Origin of the sequence: Nocardia aurantiaca (genome assembly GCF_009708175.1) — a bacterium.
GTDB lineage: Bacteria > Actinomycetota > Actinomycetes > Mycobacteriales > Mycobacteriaceae > Nocardia > Nocardia aurantiaca.
Genome location: NZ_WMBB01000001.1, coordinates 252229 through 271686 on the forward strand (window position 1 = coordinate 252229; position 19458 = coordinate 271686).

At 69.7% G+C, this 19458-nt stretch carries 18 protein-coding genes; 6 read left to right on the forward strand and 12 right to left on the reverse strand.

Annotated features, from left to right (window positions below; translation table 11 throughout):
• Window positions 1-54 precede the first annotated feature (54 nt).
• Window positions 55-1590 (forward strand): AMP-binding protein, encoded by a 1536-nt coding sequence (locus GLP40_RS01125; RefSeq protein WP_154785922.1) that lies wholly within the window; start codon window positions 55-57, stop codon window positions 1588-1590.
• 52 nt (window positions 1591-1642) lie between these two features.
• On the opposite strand, the gene GLP40_RS01130 is transcribed toward GLP40_RS01125, so the two are convergent.
• Window positions 1643-2404, reverse strand: a complete 762-nt coding sequence (locus tag GLP40_RS01130) for an SDR family oxidoreductase (RefSeq protein WP_154785923.1) — start codon at window positions 2402-2404, stop codon at window positions 1643-1645.
• Window positions 2405-2523: 119 nt separating this feature from the next.
• Between GLP40_RS01130 and GLP40_RS01135 the strand changes: the two genes are divergently transcribed.
• Complete coding sequence (locus tag GLP40_RS01135) at window positions 2524-3366, forward strand: helix-turn-helix transcriptional regulator (protein WP_154785924.1); 843 nt, start codon at window positions 2524-2526, stop codon at window positions 3364-3366.
• Between the two features lie 19 nt (window positions 3367-3385).
• On the opposite strand, the gene GLP40_RS01140 is transcribed toward GLP40_RS01135, so the two are convergent.
• From GLP40_RS01140 to GLP40_RS01165, 6 genes are all read right to left on the reverse strand, one after another.
• A complete protein-coding gene (locus GLP40_RS01140) occupies window positions 3386-4381 on the reverse strand; it encodes a cation diffusion facilitator family transporter (protein ID WP_154785925.1) in 996 nt (331 codons plus the stop codon).
• A 111-nt stretch (window positions 4382-4492) separates the two neighbouring features.
• Complete coding sequence (locus tag GLP40_RS01145) at window positions 4493-4678, reverse strand: hypothetical protein (protein WP_154785926.1); 186 nt, start codon at window positions 4676-4678, stop codon at window positions 4493-4495.
• Window positions 4679-5028: 350 nt separating this feature from the next.
• The gene (locus tag GLP40_RS01150; RefSeq protein ID WP_154785927.1) at window positions 5029-5685 is read right to left on the reverse strand and encodes a hypothetical protein; all 657 of its coding nucleotides are present in this window, start codon (window positions 5683-5685) and stop codon (window positions 5029-5031) included.
• Between the two features lie 162 nt (window positions 5686-5847).
• Window positions 5848-6033, reverse strand: a complete 186-nt coding sequence (dmpI, locus tag GLP40_RS01155) for a 4-oxalocrotonate tautomerase DmpI (protein ID WP_154785928.1) — start codon at window positions 6031-6033, stop codon at window positions 5848-5850.
• 157 nt (window positions 6034-6190) lie between these two features.
• Window positions 6191-7072 carry a LysR family transcriptional regulator gene (locus GLP40_RS01160; RefSeq protein ID WP_328289551.1) on the reverse strand — a complete coding sequence of 294 codons (882 nt, stop codon included), beginning with the start codon at window positions 7070-7072 and terminating at the stop codon, window positions 6191-6193.
• A gap of 42 nt (window positions 7073-7114) precedes the next feature.
• Window positions 7115-8056 (reverse strand): dienelactone hydrolase family protein, encoded by a 942-nt coding sequence (locus GLP40_RS01165; protein WP_154785929.1) that lies wholly within the window; start codon window positions 8054-8056, stop codon window positions 7115-7117.
• Window positions 8057-8301: 245 nt separating this feature from the next.
• On the opposite strand from GLP40_RS01165, the gene GLP40_RS01170 reads away from it, so the two are divergent.
• Window positions 8302-8907, forward strand: coding sequence for a hypothetical protein (locus GLP40_RS01170; protein WP_230329138.1), 606 nt, complete (start codon window positions 8302-8304; stop codon window positions 8905-8907).
• Between the two features lie 187 nt (window positions 8908-9094).
• On the opposite strand, the gene GLP40_RS01175 is transcribed toward GLP40_RS01170, so the two are convergent.
• The 3 genes from GLP40_RS01175 to GLP40_RS01185 form a co-directional block, all read right to left on the reverse strand.
• The gene (locus GLP40_RS01175) at window positions 9095-10591 is read right to left on the reverse strand and encodes a flavin-containing monooxygenase (RefSeq protein WP_154785930.1); all 1497 of its coding nucleotides are present in this window, start codon (window positions 10589-10591) and stop codon (window positions 9095-9097) included.
• Window positions 10584-11654, reverse strand: coding sequence for an FO synthase (locus GLP40_RS01180; RefSeq protein ID WP_328289552.1), 1071 nt, complete (start codon window positions 11652-11654; stop codon window positions 10584-10586). Before GLP40_RS01180 ends, GLP40_RS01175 begins: the two co-directional genes overlap by 8 nt.
• A gap of 260 nt (window positions 11655-11914) precedes the next feature.
• Window positions 11915-12550: a DUF4097 family beta strand repeat-containing protein gene (locus GLP40_RS01185; protein WP_154785931.1), complete on the reverse strand. Its 636-nt coding sequence runs from the start codon at window positions 12548-12550 to the stop codon at window positions 11915-11917.
• 129 nt (window positions 12551-12679) lie between these two features.
• Here GLP40_RS01185 and GLP40_RS01190 point away from each other — a divergent pair, with 129 nt between their 5' ends.
• Window positions 12680-15826 carry a BTAD domain-containing putative transcriptional regulator gene (locus GLP40_RS01190; RefSeq protein WP_154785932.1) on the forward strand — a complete coding sequence of 1049 codons (3147 nt, stop codon included), beginning with the start codon at window positions 12680-12682 and terminating at the stop codon, window positions 15824-15826.
• On the opposite strand, the gene GLP40_RS01195 is transcribed toward GLP40_RS01190, so the two are convergent.
• Both GLP40_RS01195 and GLP40_RS01200 read right to left on the reverse strand, forming a co-directional pair.
• The gene (locus GLP40_RS01195; RefSeq protein WP_230329139.1) at window positions 15810-16592 is read right to left on the reverse strand and encodes an ABC transporter permease; all 783 of its coding nucleotides are present in this window, start codon (window positions 16590-16592) and stop codon (window positions 15810-15812) included. The genes GLP40_RS01190 and GLP40_RS01195 overlap by 17 nt on opposite strands.
• A complete protein-coding gene (locus GLP40_RS01200) occupies window positions 16589-17533 on the reverse strand; it encodes an ATP-binding cassette domain-containing protein (protein WP_154785933.1) in 945 nt (314 codons plus the stop codon). The genes GLP40_RS01195 and GLP40_RS01200 overlap by 4 nt, the downstream gene beginning before the upstream one ends.
• 167 nt (window positions 17534-17700) lie before the next feature.
• On the opposite strand from GLP40_RS01200, the gene GLP40_RS01205 reads away from it, so the two are divergent.
• Both GLP40_RS01205 and GLP40_RS01210 read left to right on the forward strand, forming a co-directional pair.
• Window positions 17701-17940 carry a hypothetical protein gene (locus GLP40_RS01205; RefSeq protein ID WP_154785934.1) on the forward strand — a complete coding sequence of 80 codons (240 nt, stop codon included), beginning with the start codon at window positions 17701-17703 and terminating at the stop codon, window positions 17938-17940.
• Between the two features lie 206 nt (window positions 17941-18146).
• The gene (locus GLP40_RS01210) at window positions 18147-19418 is read left to right on the forward strand and encodes a diguanylate cyclase domain-containing protein (protein ID WP_154785935.1); all 1272 of its coding nucleotides are present in this window, start codon (window positions 18147-18149) and stop codon (window positions 19416-19418) included.
• Window positions 19419-19458 lie beyond the last annotated feature (40 nt).

Sequence of the window (19458 nt, forward strand, 5' to 3'; positions counted from 1 at the left end):
CGTGAACCGCCGCGCTCCGGGCGCAATCCGCAGGTCTCGACTTCGGGAGGGACAATGCTCGCCGATTCTCCGGACGTTCGCGATACCGCACCGGCGTTCACCTGCGACGCCGGCGAGTCCGCCGCCTCGCCCTACGACTGGCAACGGCGGCTACGGCGGTGGAACGACACCGGCACCGCCGTCGCGCTGACATTGCCCCAATTGCTCATCCGCGCCGCGTCCTACGATCCGGAGGCCGCGGCCGTGGTGTGCGGGAACCTCACCCTCACCTACCGCGAGCTCGCCGAGCATTCGAACGGCTTGGCGCGCAGGCTGATCGGCGCGGGCCTCGGCCCCGAGGACGTGGTGGCGGTGGCGCTGCCGCGGTCGCCGGAATGGGCGGTGGCGGTGTGCGCGGTGGCGTACGCCGGGGCCGCCTTCCTGGCGATCGACCCCGACGCGCCGACCACCCGTATCGCCCCGATCCTCGCGGATTCCGGTGTGGCCGGCGGGATTACGACCGACGACCGGCGGGATCTGCTGCCCGCCTTGGCCGCCGGCGAGTGGCTGCCGCTCGATCCGATCCCGCACGCCGTGCGACGCCGCGCGGACGGTGGTGACCCACCCGAAGTCGTCGGCGCACGAGTCCGGGAACCGAGGGCGGAGGATACGGACGCGCCGCCGCGGCGGACGAGTGGCGAGAGCGCGCCCGGTCCGGCCGGGGTGCGGTCGGCGCCGGTCACGATCCAGGTCACCGACTCCGAGCGGATGCGGCCGCTGCGCCTGCAACACCCGGCCTATGTCGTCTATCCGCACTCGTCGAGCGGCATCATGCGGGGCGCGACCGTCACCCACGCCGGACTCGCCCACCTCGTGGTGACCCAGGCGCAACGCTGTGACTCCGACCCGGACGCGCGGGTGCTGGCCGCCGCCGCGCCGGGCCGCGACGCCGCGGTGTGGGAACTGTTGCTGGCCTTGGCCTCCGGGGCCACCTTGGTGCTCGCCCCGGCCGGACCCTTCGCGGGCGCGGACCTGTTCGAGCTCATGGTGGACGCCAGGGTCACCCACGCGGTGCTCACCCCGCACCTGCTGGCCACCCTGCCCGGCGCGGAACCGCTGCCGCAGCTGCGGCTGCTCGCCACCACGGGGGCGCCCTGCCCGCCCAAGCTGACCGAAATCTGGTCGGCCGGGCGGTCGTTCGTGAGCGGCTACGGCTGGGGCGAGGCCGGCCTGTGCGCGACCATGAGCCGCCCGCTGAGCCCGGTCGCGCCGCACGTGGCGGTGTCCATCGGCGGGCCCGTGGTCGGAGCCCGCTGCTACGTGCTGGACGAGAAGATGAATCCGCTGCCGCCCGGCGTGGTCGGCGAAATCTATGTGGCCGGTGCGGGATTGGCGCGCGGCTACCATCACCGGCCCGGCCTGACCGGCACGCGCCTGGTCGCCGACCCGTTCGGCGCGCGCGGCGACCGGATGTTCCGCACCGGCGAACTCGGCTGCTGGCGGGGCGACGGCGAACTGGACCATCACGGCCGGCTCGGGGCGCTGCCCATCGGACAGCTCGTCGGCTACGGCACCGCCACCGTGCTGAATACGGCGGCAGCGCTGTCCTGATGGAAGTGGCTGCCGCCCGGCCGGTTCGGCCGGGCGGCAGCCACGGTCCGGCTCATGCCTGCTGGGTCGGCAGGACGATGACCTGGCGCAGGTTCACGTGCGCCGGACGGCTGGTGGTGTAGGCGATCAGATCTGCGATGTCGTCGGCGCGCAGTGACTCCATAACCTGGAACATGCCGTCCAGCTGGCCGCTGAGCTCGGCATTGTCGATGTGATCACCGAGTTCGGTATCGGTGAGGCCGGGCTCGATATTGGTGACGCGCACCTTGCGCGCGCCGAGTTCGGCGCGCAGCGACGCCGACAGCTGGGTGATGGCCGCCTGGGTGGCCCCGTACACCGCGTAGCCGGGGAAGGCCACGTGAGCACCGATCGAGGAGATGTTCACCAGGTCGGCCGTGCGGCCCGTGTCGGCGGCGGTCACGAGATCGGGGAGAAAGGCGCGGATCACGCGCAGCCGACCGGCCACATTGGTGTCCAGCATGCGGGTCCACTCGTCCTCGCGGCCCGCGGTGATCGGGTTGGGCAGCATCACCCCCGCCGAGTTCACCACCAGATCGACAGGGCCGAACGCGGCGTGCACGGTCGCGGCCGCCGCGCTCACGCTCGCCGGGTCGGTGACGTCCACCGGCACCGCGAGCGCGGTCCCGCCCGCGGCCTCGATCTTGGCGGCCAGGGTCTCCAGCCGGTCCGCGCGCCGCGCCAGCAGCGCCACCCGAGCCCCGTTGCGGGCCAGCAGCAGTGCGGTGGTCTCTCCCATGCCGCTGGCGGCTCCGGCGATGACGGCGGTGCGGCCGGACAGGTTCTCGTAGCTCATCTCGAATGCTCCTTCGCTTTCTGCGTGTGCATTCATCCTGTGAGCGCGCGCAGATGGCAACGAGGGGCGCGGCTTTCCTGGGTCTGCCGGTACCAGGATGAGTTCGTACGCTGGTTCGCATGCAGAACGATCTCGGCGACTTCCTGCGCTCTCGCCGCTCCCGCATCCAGCCCGCGGACGCGGGACTGCGCGAATACGGTCGCCGCCGGGTCCCCGGCCTGCGCCGCGAGGAGGTGGCGCAGCTGGCCGGGGTGAGTGTCGACTACTACATCCGCCTGGAACAGGGTCGTGGCAAACATGTTTCGGACGCGGTGCTCGACGCGGTGGCCCGCGCGCTGCGATTGAGCGATCCCGAGCGCCTGCATCTGTACGCGCTGGCGCGCCCGGTTGGCACTGTCGACGCCCATCCCACCACGGTGTCGAGCGTTTACAGCGACACCGTCCATCCCGGTGTCCGCCTTGTGCTCGACGCTCTCACCGCGCCCGCCTTCGTGCTGGGGCGGCGCATGGACGTGCTGGCCTGGAATGGGCTGGGCGACTTGGTCTCCGGCTTCTCGCGCGTACCCGCCGCGGAACGCAACCAGGCCCGTTACCTGTTCCTCGATCCCGCCGCGCCGACCTTCTACCCCGATTGGGAGATGGTGGCCGCCGAAACCGTGGCCTTCCTGCGGCGCGATGCGGGACTGCATCCCGACGATCCGCGGGTGGCCGCGCTGGTCGCGGAGCTCTCCGCGCGGAGCGCGGTCTTCGCGCGCCTGTGGGCCGCGCACCCGATCAAGGAGAAGACGCGCGGGGCCAAGCTGATTCAGCATGCCGAGGTGGGCCGCCTCGAACTCGGCTACGAGACCCTCGCGCTACCGGGCGATCCCGATCAGCTGCTGGTGGTGTACACCGCGGCGCCGGAGTCATCGGCCGCGGCGGCGCTGGCCCGGCTCGCCGATCTGCACTCGGTCACCGCCTGAATCCGGATTCCCGTCGATATCAGTTCGTGGCGATCGATTTGCGATGCACCGGGCCGTGCGCGTCCTGGCAGTGCGGGATGTGGTCGTGTTCGGTATCCGGGCATTCCTCATGGTCGGTGTAGTCGACCTGCAGCACGCTGTGATCGATGTGGTGTGTGTCGGCGAGCATGCCGGCGACGGCCGCCCGCACCGCCTGGCTGTCCGCGCCGGGCGCGACCAGGATGTGCGCCGACAGCGACGGAGTGCCGGAGGTGATCTCCCAGATGTGCAGGTCGTGCACCTCGACGACGGAGTCCACCTCGGCCATTTCCCGGCCGATCTCGATTGGATCGAGGTAAGCGGGGGCGGCTTCGAGGAAGATGCGGCCGGAGGCGCGGACCAGGCCCACGCCCGCCTTCACCATGAGCACCACCACGATCAGGGTCGCGATGCCGTCGGCGCGGTCGAAGCCGGTGAACATGATGATCAGGCCGGCGACCGCGGTGGCGATGAAGGCGAACAGGTCGTTGAGGATGTGCTGGTACGCGCCCTCGACATTGAGACTGGTCCGGTTGGCGCGGTTGATCATCCAGCTGGCCAGCACGTTCACCACGATGCCCGCCAGCGCGGTGGCCAGCACCAGGCCACCGGTCACCTCGGGCGGATGGATGAGGCGGCGAACGGCCTCGTAGGTCAGCCAGATCGACAGGCCCAGCAGGGTCAGGCCATTGGCCTGGGCGGAGAGGATCTCGGCGCGCTTCCAGCCATAGGTCATGCGGCCCTCGGCGGGGCGGGCGGCCAGGCGGATGGCCCACAGCGCCAGCACGAGCGAGGCCGCGTCGGTGAGCATGTGCGCGGCGTCGGAGAGCAGCGCCAGCGACCCGGCGACCAGGCCGGCCACGACCTCAGCGAGCAGGAAGGCCACGATGACCGCGAGCGCGCCGGCCAGCCAGCGCCTGTCGCTGTCCGCGGTCGCGCCGTGGGAATGCCCGGCGTGGTCGTGTCCATGCCCGTGTGAATGCTCGTGCTCGCCCATAGCCCTCCTTCGGTAGTGCCCGACGAAAAACCATATGCATGAATCGCTATGTATGCAATATTTGTGATACACCCGATTCGGGCGGATTGCCCGCAGAAAGCTCCGACCGCCTCATGAGAGATCGCGGAACGTCATGATGAACGCGATGACGACCGCTCCGCCTCCCCGCGCTTGCGCGGCGAAGCCCAGCGCCCGCAGCCACAGCCAGGGCCAGTCCCGGACCCGGAGTCCGGTGAGCATGACCCCGACCAGCATCAACATCCCGTAGAACGCGGTCCGCTGCGGATGACCACCCATAACTCCTGCATACGCTTGTTTCGGAGATCGGGCATGTGTGGCGCGCCGGACCCGCGCCCGATCGATGCCGGGGCAAAGAAGGGGCGGGCGCGATCGATCGGACCGGGGTCCTCGACTGCCGCCACGCCGTCGTGACCGACTCGCTGACGATTCGCAGTCGGCGGCAGCGTCACTCGCCGACCACGCCTGCGGGAATCGCCGAAAAGCCTAGAATCACAAGGGTGGACGCAATCCTGACAACCATCGGTGTGGTCGCGGTGATCGGCATCTCGGGCGCGGCATACGCGGCTTTTCTGCTGCTACGCGGGCGCAAATAGTTCGGGGACGACGTTTTTCGCTCTTCCGCCTGATCAGCTCTGGACCCGGGGCCAAGGGTAGAAGGCCAGGTGGATGAGCAGCACCACGAGTGCGGCCAGCAGGATCGCGGCGACTGGATGGGCGCGGCGCTCCAGGTAGCCGATGGTGCGAAACAGGGTGGGAAAGGGGACATCCCGGCTGAAGAACATGGCCAGAATGCTCGGCACGATGACCCACATGAGGGCGATCGATCCGTAGAGGACATACGCGCCCAGGTAGGACTGCGCGTGCATGCCGCGGTCGGCGGCCGCGAACAGGATGCCGAACACGTAGGTGACGACGGCGGCCAGCAGATAGCCCGCGCCCAGCAGGGTGATCGGCGAATCCGGTTTGGTGACACGGCCGTTCACGGTGAGGGTGCGCCCGGCGACCCTCTGCGGGGTGGTCTTGGGCGGGATGGCCAGTTGTGGGACAGCGTAATACGCGAGCAGCACGATCACCGTGACGACGATGAGCCGCACCACCGAGTGCTTGGTCTCCAGATGTCCGATGGTATTCGAGATGGTGGGCCAGCCGGCCAGCCCGAAGACCGACGCCAGCTCCGAGACGGCGATCGCCAGTCCCGCGAGGCCCCACATGCAATAGCCCCAGAATTCCACCGAGCGTCCCGCCGCCGTCGGTACGGCGGCGCTGCCGACATCCTCCGTCATGCTGCCGTTGTATCACTAAAACAGGGTTCTACCTGGGATCATGCACAGTCGATGCCGGGTTGTCACGGCTCCGACATCTGACAGTACCGGCGGGTCGGTTCAGATGTGCCGCAGTCGGTTTCGGCCATCCGTCCGGTGTCCGGCGACCCGCCGGCGTACCGGCTATTTGCCGTCGACCGTCAGGCGACCGGCGGTGCCCCAGCTGTCGGCGGGGGTCTCGTGGATCCAGACCTGCACGGCTTCGGCCGGAATCTGATAGGCGTCGACGAAGGCGTCGGTGATGCGGCGGACCAGATCTCGCTTCAGCTCGACGGTGCGTGGACCCTGCTGCACGGTGACGATGGGCATGACTGCTCTCCTTCATGAAAACTGCTGGGATACAGGCCATCTCGGCGTTCCCGCTGCCGGGTTTCGTTCCGTTCGGTGGCCTGGGAACAGTTCACCGGAATTTCGCGCTCCGACCAATGGGCGGGTCGTGCACACAGCGATAAGCGATCGTTATCGTCTAGCCCGCGAGCAGCGCGCCCAGCAGGCGCAGGTTCGACGAGGCGGCATCCGCGCGCACGGCCAGCGCGATGGGCAGGCTCAGGTCCGTATCCGCGAAGGGGCGGAACGCGACCCGGGAGTTGTGCACTTGCCGGGCATTCGACGCGTAGACCACCGTCCACATGGGCGAACCCGCACCGATGGCGGCCAGCGTGTCCTGCAGGGTGGTGGAGGTGGGCGCGGGCACCGGCTCGAATCCGGCACGCACACAGGCGCTCAGCACCAGGTCCACCAGTGCGGGATGGTTGCGCCGCTCGGTCAGCCGCAGCGGCACCGCGGCCAGGTCCGCCAGCCGGACCGAATGCTGTTTCGCCAGTTCATGTCTGGCGGGCAGGGCCACCACCAGCGGATCGTCCCAGGCGGGCAGGAAGTCCAGGTTCGGATTCTCGCTGGGTTCCGGGGAGCGCACGAAGGCCGCGTCCAAGCGTCCATCGGCCACCTGCGCCAGGCGATCCCGCACCGGCAGCGCCACCAGTTCCACCTGAACCTGCGGGGCCTGTCCGGCGAAGGCGTCCAGCACCGCGTCCAGCCGCTCGCCGAGACCCGTCACCGTGCCCAACCGGAATACCGCGGCGCGCTCGCCTGCCAGCCCGACGACCGTGGCCCGCGCCTGGTCCGCCGCGGCCAGCACGCCCCGAGCGGCCGGCAGGAAGCGCACTCCGGCCTCGGTCAACCGCACCCGGCGCGGCGAGCGATCCAGCAACTGCACGCCCAGCTCCCGTTCCAGTCGCCGCACCTGCTGACTCACCGCCGGCTGGGCGATGTGCAGCCGCTCGGCGGCCCGCCCGAAATGCAACTCCTCGGCGACGGTCACGAAGTACCGCAACTGACGCAATTCCACGAGCCCATGGAACCATCCGGCGGCATCCGGCTCGCGGCGAGGTCAGGCGAGGTAGCGGCCGTACCAGTCGAGGACGCGCCGCCAGGCCTCGTCGGCGGCGGTGGGCTGGTAGCGGGGGCCGGTGTCATTGAAGAAGGCGTGGTCGGCATTGTCGGCGATGTAGCTCTCATGCGGGAGACCGGCCTTGTCGAGGGCGGCTTCGGCGGCCGGGCGGGAGGCGTCGACGCGGGTGTCGAGAGCGCCGTAGATCGCCAGCACGGCGGCCTTGGAACCGGTGAACTCACCACCGTCGGGGAAGGGGCCGTAGAAGGGGGTGGCGGCGGCGATTTCGGGGGTACCGGAGGTGAGCAGCAGCCAGGTCAGGCCGCCGCCGAAGCAGAAACCGGTGGTGCCCAGCCGCTTTCCGGGGACGCGGCGTTGCAGCTCGGCCAGCCCCGCGCGCAGGTCGGCGACGAAACGGTCCTGGGGGATCTTGCCGAGCGCGGCGGTGGCGGCCGCCTGATCGGTGAAGGCCGCCGTGCCGCCCTCCTCGGAGAGCAGGTCCACGGCCAGCGCCGAGTAGCCGACGCCCGCGAAACGGCCTGTCACCGAACGGATATGGTCGGTCAGGCCGCGGTTCTCGTGAATGACCAGCACGCCGCCCCGGGGCTGGGAGGCCTCCGCCCACGCGGCCTGCAGGGTGCGGCCCTCGGGGCCGGCGAAGGTGATGGCGGTGGGCTGCAGGGCCGTCGCGGTGCCGGGCGGCGCGGCCGCCGAGGTCGTGGGCGAGCCGGCTGCGGTCGTGGTCGCGGGAGAGCTGACAGCGGTCGTTGTCGTGGGGGAGGACTTCTTGCCGGAGTCGGCGCAGGCCGCCAGCAGCGCCACCGCCGCAGGTGTCCCCATGCCGAGCAACCCCAGCCGCCGCAGCGCCTCCCGGCGGCTGAGCAGGCCCTCGGCGTGATCGGTGGCGATTTCCTCTGCGATATAGCGCTGCAGCGGCGTCATATCCCCAGCCTAGGCCGAGGGACCGGTCCGGTCTCGGCGAAACGCGGTGGAAACGCTCCAGCCGCCGAGTGTTCATCCCGGCGCGGAGCGGTCGCGGCTATCGGGCACGATGGATGCCGTCAAGCCCGTCGATGTGGGGTCATTACGCGGACTAACAACCTCGTTCTCCACCGCGAATGTTCCTATGGGCCAATCGAACTGCCCGTGGCGCCCAGCTCGTCCCAGCGATCGAAAGCGAAGTGATCATGAGAGCGTTCCTCACCGCGGCCGCGGCCGTCCTGCTGGTCGGCGCCCTGGCCGGGTGCGAGCCCGACGGGACTCCGGCGAGTGCCCCGGGCACCACACCGGTCACGCAGCCCGCGCAGGTCACCACGACCGTCGCGACGGCCCCGAACTCCGCGCCCGGCACCACCCCCGCCCAGGCGACGACCCTGCCCAATCGAGACGACGTGAACGTCGATGCCCGCGACTTCATGGAACAGGGCCACTACTATTTCCAATCGCCCAGCAAGAACATCATGTGCGGCATCTACGTGGACAACCTCCACACCGTCGGATGCCAGTTGCGCAAGGCCACCGTCATTCCAGCGGGACTCGACTGCGCCAATAATCCGGCTCACGAGGTGGCCGCCGAAATCCGTGGCGCCACACCTCAATTCAGCTGTCTCAATCAGGGCGTGTTCGTCGGCCCGCCGCTCGACGGCTCGACCCAGGGCGGCGGCAAGGTCCTGGAGTACGGCCAGACCATCGGGGTGCGCGGCGTGATCTGCGAATCCATGACGTCGGGGGTGCGCTGCACGGTCGGCGACCACGGCTTCGTCATCGCCGCCGACGCGCAGTCGCTGTTCTAGCGGCCCGGCCGTTCCGGCCGCGGTCTGTCGAGATGACCGAATGATCGCCACCATCGGCGCGCGGGGCAATGCCGAACCGGCGCTGACCACCATGGTCATCACCGTGCTGGGCAGTGCCATCCGGCCTCGGTCGGCTCCCCGCCGCTATGGCCGCCATGTCGCGGGCCCCGTCCCGAGCGGCGGGGCGTCACCGGTAGGCGGAGATGTCGAAGGCCCCGTTGCGCTGCCGGAACGAGACCGCGGAGTCCGGCCACAGCAGCGTCACCCGACCGGTCTGCTCGTCCCGGTACCAGCTCGTGCAACGGCCCTGGGTCCATACCGTGTCGCGGGCGCGCTCCTCGATATCGCGCATGGAGGAGCGGACCGCCTCCGGCGTGACCTCCAGAACGGTGTCCGGGCTGGTGGCGAGATGGTCCAGAGCGCTGAGCACGTAGTCGATCTGCGTCTCGATCACATAGATCGCGGAATTGTGGCCGAGGGCCGCGTTCGGCCCGTCCAGCACATACATATTGGGGAAACCGTCGACGGTGGTCGAGGCGTGCGCCACCATGCCGTTGCTCCAGCGTTCGGACAGCAGCGACGCGCGGCCCCGGATGCGCTTGGCGATCGACGGCCGGGTCGCGTTGAAACCGGTGGCGAAGACCAGGATCTCGAGGTCGTAGGCGTGCCCGGCCGCGGCGATGGCCCGGCCGTCAGCGACGCGGGTCAGTTCGGTCGGCTCCAGCCGCACTGTGTCCAGTTGCAGGGACGCGTAGTAGTCGTCGGAGAAAAGGATGCGCTTGCAGCCGATTTCGTAATCCGGGGTCAGCTGCTGACGCAGGCCCGGATCGGGGACCTGGGCCGCCAGATGGTCCATGGCGCGCTGGTGCAGCAGATCGATCTCGGGATGACGGCGTCGCCGGGCGGCGATGCTGAGCTCCGCCTCGGCGAACAATTCGTCGCGCAGTTCGGTGATGGTGCGCGGATCGGCGGCGAAGCTCGACAGTTCATCGGGGGTGTAGAAGCGGTCGCCGCGCGGCAGCACGTAGGGGGCCGAGCGCTGGAAGACCACGACCTCGCTGGCCTCGCTCGCCAGCCTCGGCAGGATCTGAACCGCCGAGGCGCCGGTGCCCACCAGGCCGACCCGCTTCCCGACGAGGGAGACCTTCGGGTTCCAGCGGGCCGAATGCCAGTGGCGGCCACCGAAATTCTCCAGCTCGTCCACCGGCGGGATCTTGGGCTCGGTCAACCGCCCGGTGGCGATGACCAGGTTGGCGGCCGAGAAGTCGCCCTGCGAGGTCCGGACGAACCACCGCGCCTTCGCTTCGACCCACTGCGCCTGTTCCAGTGCGCAATTCAGCCGCAGATAGGGTTCCAGCCGCTCCTGCTGGACGCATGAACGCAGGTAGGCGTGGATCTCCGCGCCCTCGGCGAACACCCGCGACCACCGCGGATTCGGCCGGAACGAAAAGGAATACAGGTGGGCGGGGATGTCGCAGGCCACGCCGGGATAGCGGTTGTCGCGCCAGGTGCCGCCCACGTCCTCGGCCTGCTCGATGATGACGAACGACTCCCGGCCGCGGCGGGCCAGCTGGATGCCCATGCCGATACCGGCGAAACCGGCGCCGACGATCAGAACGTCGACCCGTTCCGGCCGCGTCGGCGAATGTCCTTCGGCGAGGCCCGGATCCGCTGCCTCAGGCATCGCCGTACCCGGTGGTGCGCCGGCGCAGTGATCGGCCCAGCTCGGCGGCGATCCGCTCCACATCGGCGACGGTGAGGCTGAGACCGGCCTCGGGGCCGGACTCCGGCTCGAGTCGGCCGTCGAGCAGCAGACCCCCGACGTCGTTCGCGCCGCCGCGCAGCAGCGCGACCGCCACCGCCAGCCCCAGCCGCGGCCACGCGGCCTGAATATTGTCGATACGCCCGTGCAGCAGCAGCCTCGCGACGGCATGGACCGCCCGGGTCCGCCGCCACAGCGCCTCGGGCACCGCGGGATCGAGGAAGCTCGATGCGGCGGTCACGGGAACCATTGGCATGGCGATGAATTCGGTGAAGCCGCCGGTGCGGTCCTGGATATCGGCCAGCAGGCGCAGATGGGCCACCTGGTGCGCCGGGGTCTCCACATGTCCGTAGACCATGGTCGAGGTGGAGGTCAGGCCCGCGCGATGCGCGGTCTCGATCACCTCGACCCAGCGGCTCACGGGAAGGTCGGGGCCGCCCTTCAATCGGGTGCGGACATCGTCGTCGAGAATGCGCGCGCCGGTGCCGGGGACCGATCCGAGCCCGGAATCCTTGGCCTGCGCCAGGAATTCGTGCAGTGGCATCGAGCGTCGCGCCGCGCCGTCGAGCAGCTCCTCCGGGCGGAAGGCATGCAGATGCAGGGGAGCGGTCTCGGTGATGGCGGCGATCAGCGCCAGATAGTCGTCATCGCTGTCGGCGGGGAGCGGGCCCTGCATGCAGATCTCGGTCGCGCCCAGCGCGTGCGCCTCGGACACCAGCGCACCCAGCCGCTCCCGCGCCGCGGAGCCGCAGACCACAGCGGTATCCAGATTCCGATTGACGACATAGGTCAGCGCGTCGCCGACCGTCTGCCGTCGCAGGGAATCCGCCAACCGGCACAACTGCTCCAGCTCCGAGCCGTCGGCATGCAGCAGCGCGACGTATCCCTCGTCCGGCAGCCCCGCCGGGTTCCGCTCCGCTTCCGCGAGCCACTCCCGCGCCCGGCCCACATCGGACAAGCCAACCTCGGCGACACCACGATCCACGATCGCCACGATACCGCCGCCTTTCCACGTGCCCCGGCCCGCTCGGTGGTGCGCATACGTGGCGAGCGGGCGCTACCACCGACGGCGCGTGACGCAATGACCGCCTGCGCCGCCGGCGCGCGCATGCCGACCGCGGGATTCGCGGCGGGGCTGGGATTCACGCGGGCCGAACGCGCCCGGGCAGAGCGGGAAGCTCTGGCCGGGCTGCCACAGCGGCGGCCCCGATCCTGCGATCCGAGAACCATTCCGAGCGGGCGGGTTCAGACGGCGGCGGCGTGGCCGATGGTGATGTTCCCGTACGAGGTGCGGGCGTGGACCCGCACGACGTCCTGCGGGTGGTCGACGCGGCCCAGCTGGTTGTGCACGGTGCCGCTGGGGGTGTTGGTTTCCATCCGGGCCGCGCTGCCCGGGTGGATGCCGACCGTGAGGTCGCCCATGGAGGTCTCCAGTCGCAGCTCGCCGCGCGTCGCCTCGCCGATGCGAATATCGCCCTTGGCGGTCTTCGCCGTCACCGCGCCGAGGGGACGCTCGACGGTGATGTCGCCCATGGAGACCTCCACCTCGCACGGCCCGAGCGCACCGGCGCCCAGCAGATGTCCCACGCCGAGGGTGCCGGTCAGCCCGGAGCCGGTCGGCACCTCGATGATGACGTCCACCGACGCGTTGCCGCTGAACGGGCTGTAGGTCCGCCAGCCCTTGGGCGTCTGCACAGTCAGGGCGCCGGCGGTGAAATCGACCTGGATCTGCTTGGCGGCGCGCACATCGTTCTTCTTGGACGCATCGGTCGGGCGGACCTCGACGACGGTGTCGGTGCGGTCCGACGCGACGAGCGTGATGTTGCCGGCGGCGACGTCGAGGGTGACGGCGATGGGGCCCGGGGTCTGGAAAGCGGTCATCGTGGTGCTCCTTCAGTGTGTGAATCGGTTGTGTGTGACCACTGTCGCGAGTCCGGCTGATACCGGCCTGACGCTGGACTGACACCCCCGCTGATACGCGTTCTGCCCCCGTGGAGGCTCCACGGCAGAATGGTCCGGGTGCAGATCGGGATGCTTGGGCCGCTCGAAATCCGGGCAGACGACGGCGGATTGATAGAGGTACCGGGCGCCCGGTTGCGGGCGTTGCTGGTCGCGCTAGCGCTCGAACCCGGTCGCGCGGTCTCGAAAGGGCGACTGGTCGACTGGATTTGGGGTGAGGAGCCGCCGTCCGATGCGGCGAATGCCCTGCAGGCGCTGGTATCCCGACTGCGCCGGGTACTGCCGGACGGGTCGATCGAGGTGCGGGCCGGCGGATACCGGCTGGCCGTGGCTCCCGGCGATGTCGATGCCGTGCGGTTCGAGCAGCTACTCGAGCAGGCGCGGAGCGGCGACGACAGGCAGCGGGCCCCGCTGCTGCGCGAGGCCGTCGAACTGTGGCGCGGCGCGCTCATGCAGGACGTCGGCATGCCGGCCGGCTCGGCTTTCGAGGCGGTGCTCGCCAGGTTCGAGGCGCTGCACCTCGGCGCGCTGGAGGATCGATACGAGGCGGAGATCCGCCTCGGCCGAGGCGCGGAGCTCGTCAACGAGCTGACCGATGTGGTTGCCCTGCATCCGGTCCGGGAACGGCTCGCCGCCGCGCTGATGCGCGCGCTCGCCGCCGCGGGCCGGGGCGCGGAGGCGCTGGTCGTCTACCAGCGGATCCGGGAGGCCCTCGCCGAGGAGCTGGGCGTGGATCCCGCACCGGAGCTGTCCGCCCTGCACGTCGCGCTGCTGCGCGGTGAGGTGGGCGCGCGGGAGGACGACCGCAGGACGAACCTGCGGGCCGAGCTGACCCGGTTCGTCGGCAAACGCGACGATGTCGCCGCGGTGCGCAAACTGGTTGCGCGGCACCGGCTCACGACCCTGACCGGACCCGGAGGCTGCGGGAAGACCAGGCTGGCAACGGAATCCGGCCGGGCACTGCTCGACGACCTGCCGGACGGGGCCTGGCTGGTGGAGCTGGCCTCCGCGGGCGCGGGCGGTGACATCGCCCAATCAGCCCTGGCGGCACTGGGACTCCGCGACGCGTTGCTCGGCGGCGCACCCAGCGCGGAACCGTTGGACCGGCTCATCGCGGCGATCCGCGAGCGCGACATGCTGCTGATCCTCGACAACTGCGAGCACGTGATCGAATCCTCGGCCGCCTTCGCGCACCGCCTGCTCGGGGAGTGTCAGCGGCTGCGCATCCTCGCGACGAGCCGCGAACCTCTCGGCATCACGGGTGAGGCGCTCTGGCAGGTCGAGCCGCTGGCCCTGCCCGCCGCGGACGCCGAGCCGGATGCGATCGAAGCCTCCCCGGCGGTGCGGCTGCTGCGCGACCGGGCCGACGCGGTGCGGCAGGACCTCGTCGCCGATGCCCGCACGCTTGCCACCATGGCCCGGGTCTGCCGCGCGCTCGACGGGATCCCACTGGCGATCGAACTGGCCGCGGCCCGCCTGCGCACCATGTCCCTCGATCAGCTCGCCAACCGTCTCGACGATCGGTTCCGCCTGCTGACCGGCGGCAGCCGCACCGCGCAGCCGCAGCATCGGACGCTGCGGGCGGTGGTCGACTGGAGCTGGGAACTGCTCACCGACGCCGAACGCATGGTGTTGCGCCGGCTTTCGGCGTTCTCCGGCGGCGCGAGCCTGGAGGCGGCCGAGCGGGTGTGCGTGGGGGAGACGGTGGAGCAGTGGGAGGTGCTCGAGCTGCTCACCGCGCTGACCGAGAAATCGCTACTGGTCACCGTGGCGGACAACGGTCCGCGATATCGGATGCTCAGCACGATCGAGCAGTACGCCCGGGACCGGCTCATGGAGTCGGGCGAAGCGGATTCGGCGCGGGAGGCGCATCTCGCGTACTTCACCGGGCTGGCCGCGACCGCGGAACCGCATCTGCGCCGCGCCGACCAGCTGGAGTGGCTGGCCGTCCTCGAAGCCGAGCACGACAACATCGCGGTCGCCATGCGGGGCGCGCTCGCCGCCCAGGACGCGACCGGGGCCATGCGGCTGGCGGCGGCCGCCGGTTGGTATTGGTGGCTGAGCGGGCACAAGGCCGAGGGCACGGAACTGGTCACGGCGGCCGCCGAGACGCCCGGCGAGGCCGATGACGAGACCCGGGCCATCGTGTACGGGCTCGTCGTGCATTTCGTGACCTCCGGCCCGAATGACGAACGCCAAGTGGAGGATTGGATCCGCAAGGCGTATCGGGCCAGTGGGGGCGGACGGACCGGCCATCCGGCGTTGGCGTTCGTCGCTGCGCTGGAACGCCTTCTGCAAGGGCCGGACGAGTACCTGCCCGCATTCGAGGCGCTGCTCACACATGAGGATCCATGGGTGCGGGCGCTGGCCCGGCTGCAACTGGGCAAGATGCGGATCGTGCTGGGCCGTGCCGGGAGTGACGCCGACGAGCAGCTCGAGCTGGCGCTGGCCGAGTTTCGGGCCCTCGGCGAACGCTGGGGGACGTCGTTCGCACTGACCGAGCTGGCGGATCGTCTCGCCATGCGCGGCGAATTCGCCGGTGCGTGTGAGTATTTCGGGCAGGCCATCGCGGTGGTCACCGAGGTCGGCGCGATCGAGGATCTGGTGCGGATGTGGTCACGACAGGCGCAGCTGTCCTGGCTGCTGGGTGACGCGGAGGCGAGCGCGGCCGCGATGGCCGAGGCGCGGAAGTACGCGGATCAGACCGGCTGGCCGACCGCACTGGCCGAAATGGCGCTGGCGCGAGCGGAACTGGCGCGGTGGAACGGCGATGCCGAGCAGGCGCGCCGACAGATCGGCATCGCGACCGCCCTGTTGGACGGCGATCGGGAGCAGCCGTTCATCAGCACGCTGATCCACGATCTGCTCGGCTATCTCGCCGACGGTCTCGACGAAGCCCGCGAGCATCGTGCCGAGGCCTTCCGGGTGGCGTGCGCGGCGGGGCACGCGCCGCTGCTGGCCAAGGCGCTCGTCGGCATCGCGGACCTGGCGCTGCGGGTGGAACAGCACGAACAGGCCGTACGGCTGCTCGCGGCCGGTGATGCCGTGCGCGGACTGCCCGATCGGTCGCAACCCGATGTGGCCAGGATCGAGCGGACAACGCGAAGTCGCCTCGGTGAACAGAAGTTCACCGAGGCGATGGGGGAGGGGACGCGGGCGGACTGGCGCGAGCTGGCCGAGATCACGCTCGCTTGTTGAAAGTGGCTCGCGACCACAGGTATCCGACGATGGCGAACCCGGCGCACCAGGCCAGCGCGGCGGCGGTGTAGCCGCCCGACGGGTTGCCGGCGAGGAATCCGCGCAGCGCCTCGATGATCGGGGTGAAGGGCTGATACTGCGCGAACTGCCGGATGCCCTGGCCCATCTGCGCGGCCGGCACGATCGCGCTGCTGATGAAGGGCAGCATGATCAGCGGCACGACCGACATGCCCGCGGATTCCGGGGTCTTGGCCGCCATGCCCAGCGCGACGGTGAGCCAGGCGGCCCCGAACGAGGTGGCCACGATGACGCCGAGGGCGCCGAGCCAGTCCAGCGCGCTGGCCGACGGCCGGAATCCGAGCGCGAAACCCACCCCGAGCACGGCGGCGATGGCGACCACATTGGTGAGCATGGTGGCCACCACGTGGCCGGTCAGCACGGCGCCGCGGGAGACGTCCATGACCTTGAACCGGTTGATGACGCCCTTGGCCATGTCCGAGCTGACCGAGACCGCGGTGCCCGAGAGCCCGTAGCTGATGGCCAGCAGGATCATGCCCGGGGTCGCGTAGTTGATGTAGTGCTCGCCGACATCGAAGGCGTTGCCGAACACGTAGACGAAGATCAGCATCATCACCACCGGCATGAGCGCGGCATTGAAGATCGCGACCGGCGAACGGGCGATGTGTGTGAAGTTGCGGCGCAACATGACCGAGGCGTCGCCGAGTGCGGAGGTCAGGGTGTTCGGTGCGGTGACAGTGGTGCTCATCGTGCGTCGGCCTCCGTGGTGGCGTGCCCGGTCAGGGCAAGAAAGACATCGTCGAGATCGGGGGTGTGGATGGAGACCTCATCGGCCTCGAGGGAGTGGTCGGCGAGCCGATCCAATAGGGCCCGTAGGGATTTCGAGCCGCCATTGCCCGGAACCCGCAGGGTGAGGGCGTCGTCGTCGCGGGTGGAGCCGGGCACGACGCGCGCCGCGGCCTCCAGCTCGGTGAGGTGGGTGAACCGCAGCCGGATGTGGCTGCCGGGAACCCGGCGCTTGAGGTCGTCGGGCGCGCCCTCCGCGACGATGCGTCCCTGGTCGAGCACCGCGATGTGGTCGGCCAGCTGATCGGCTTCCTCGAGGTATTGCGTGGTGAGGAAGATGGTCACGCCGTCGGCGGTCAACTCCCGCACGATCTCCCACATGGTCCGCCGGCTGCGCGGGTCCAGCCCGGTGGTGGGCTCGTCCAGAAAGACGATCTCCGGCTTGGTCACCAGCGTCATCGCCAGATCCAGCTTCCGCCGCATGCCGCCGGAGTACGTCGCCGCCTGCTTCCGCGCCGACTCGGTCAGATCGAACCGCTCCAGCAGCGAATCGACCACCTGCTGACGCGCGTTCCCCCGCAGCCGGTGCAGATCCGCCATCAGCTGCAGGTTCTCCTCACCCGTCAGCAGATCATCCACCGCCGCGAACTGCCCGGTCACCCCGATGGCCGCCCGCACCGCCTTGGTCTCACTGGCGATATCGTGTCCGGCCACCCGCGCCGTCCCGCCGTCCGCCTTCAACAGCGTGGTGAGCACGTTCACCGTCGTCGTCTTCCCCGCCCCATTCGGCCCGAGCAGCGAGAAGATGCTGCCCGCACCGATATTCAAATCGATCCCGTCGAGGATCGTCTTGTCCCCGTAAGCCTTCCGCAGCCCCGAGGCGGCGATCGCTGTGCTGTTCATGTGAACGACGATCGCGACCTGACCTGACACCGCCCTGACACCAACCTGATACGCCCCCTGACGCCGTCAGCCCCGAACGTCAGTAGCCCCAACTGTCAGGTCTATCGGTCCCCGCCCCGCGACTTCCATACTGACTCCCGCCCATATCGAAACCGATGGAGTCCCAAATGAATTCGAAGAAGAAGATCCTCGGCGCTTTCGCCGTCTCGGCCGCGCTGCTCACCCCCGCGGCGCTCCTCGCCGCCCCAGCCCAGGCCGATCCGCTGCCCCTGACCGCCGCTCAGCCCGTCGACACCACCGGCCCCGCCACCGGCTCCTCGAACGGCTCGTATTCGGCCGCAAACTACTTGGTCTGCATCCTCTTCCACACCAGCCTGAACGGCTCGGTGGGAATCCCGTTCTGCTGACGCCTCATGCGAGCGATGGGGTTACCGGTCCGCGGCCGGGCCGGATGCGGTTGTCGACTCGATCGGGCGGCTGCCCCGTAGGGCGGCCGATTGCGGCCGGCGCCCACACAGACACAGCCCTTCTTTGTATGCTCATTGTTAGCGAGCGGGGGAGGGTTGTCAGTGCTGGGCCTTGATGGTCCAGCGGTGGAGGAAGGTCCTCACGGATGGACAGTCGTGAGGTTGCCGACATGGCGCGGGACTGGTCGGCAGCCCTGGTCGATTGCGGTGGCGTGTCGGCATTTGTGCCGCACGACATCCGCCGGTTGACGACACGATGGATCGTCGAGCTGGAAGCTGCCTTGTCGGCCGAGTCCTTCGACCCGTCGCCCGCATGTCGAGTCGGGATCGAGATGGTCCAGTCGAACCTGACGGTTCCCGCCATGATGACCCCGACCGCGGCGGTGCTGGCCGGTTTGCTGGAACGGTCACGGCGGGCGGACCGAGCGCAGCGGTTCGGCGCGCTCCTGGGAGAGCTGGGCCGCGGCTACACCACCGAGTTGCTGAACGTCCACGCCCGCAGCCAGGAGGCTGCCGACTATCGCTTCCGCGTGGTGTTCGACAACGCCGCGGTGGCCATCGCGCTGTACGACAGCTATGGCATCACGCTCGAGGCCAATCCCACGACGGCGCGGATGGTCGGGATGAACCCGGAGGATCTGCTGGGGGTTTCCGCTCTGAACTTGATGCACCCCGACGACCGCGACAAGCTCCGTCACGCGGTCATCGGTTTGCTCAAGCGCAGACGCGGCACCGCGCACTTGGAAGGCCGCTTCTGTCGCCCCGACGGCACCGTCTGCTGGGGTGCGTGGACGATGACGCTGGTGCCAGGCGTGGACGGGGATGATGTGCGTGTGATCGCCGTCGGGCAGGACATCACCGAGCGGCGGGCTATGGAGCAGAAACTGTGGTGGCAGGCCCGTCACGACCCGTTGACGGGTCTGGCGAATCGTCATTGCTTGCTCGAGCAGTTGGAGGTCATTGTCGCGGCGGCCCGTCCCGCCGATCACATCGGCTTGTGCTTCCTCGATCTCGATGCCTTCAAATTGATCAACGACCGCTACGGCCACTGCGCGGGAGACAGCGTGCTGGCCGAGGTCGGCCGCAGGCTCGACGCGACCCTGACGTCGCCGACGATCACGCTGGCCCGCATCGGAGGAGACGAGTTCGTCGCGCTGCTCGCACCGCCCTGCGATGACGACACGGCCCACGCGGCCGCCGAGGCCATGCTTGCGACGCTGCGAGATCCGGTTCCGGTCGGTCCCGGCGATCTGCTGTCGATGTCGGCCAGTATCGGCGCCGTCGTCACCCCGGTTGCCGGCGCGAATGCCGAAAAGCTGTTGGACGAGGCCGATACCGGCCTGTACCGCGCGAAGGCCGCCGGCCGCGGCACGTGGGTGCTGCACCGCACCGACAACGGCCCCGCAACCGGGCAGTAGGCCATGGCCCGGCAGCGGCGCGGGACAGTTCGGCCGCTGC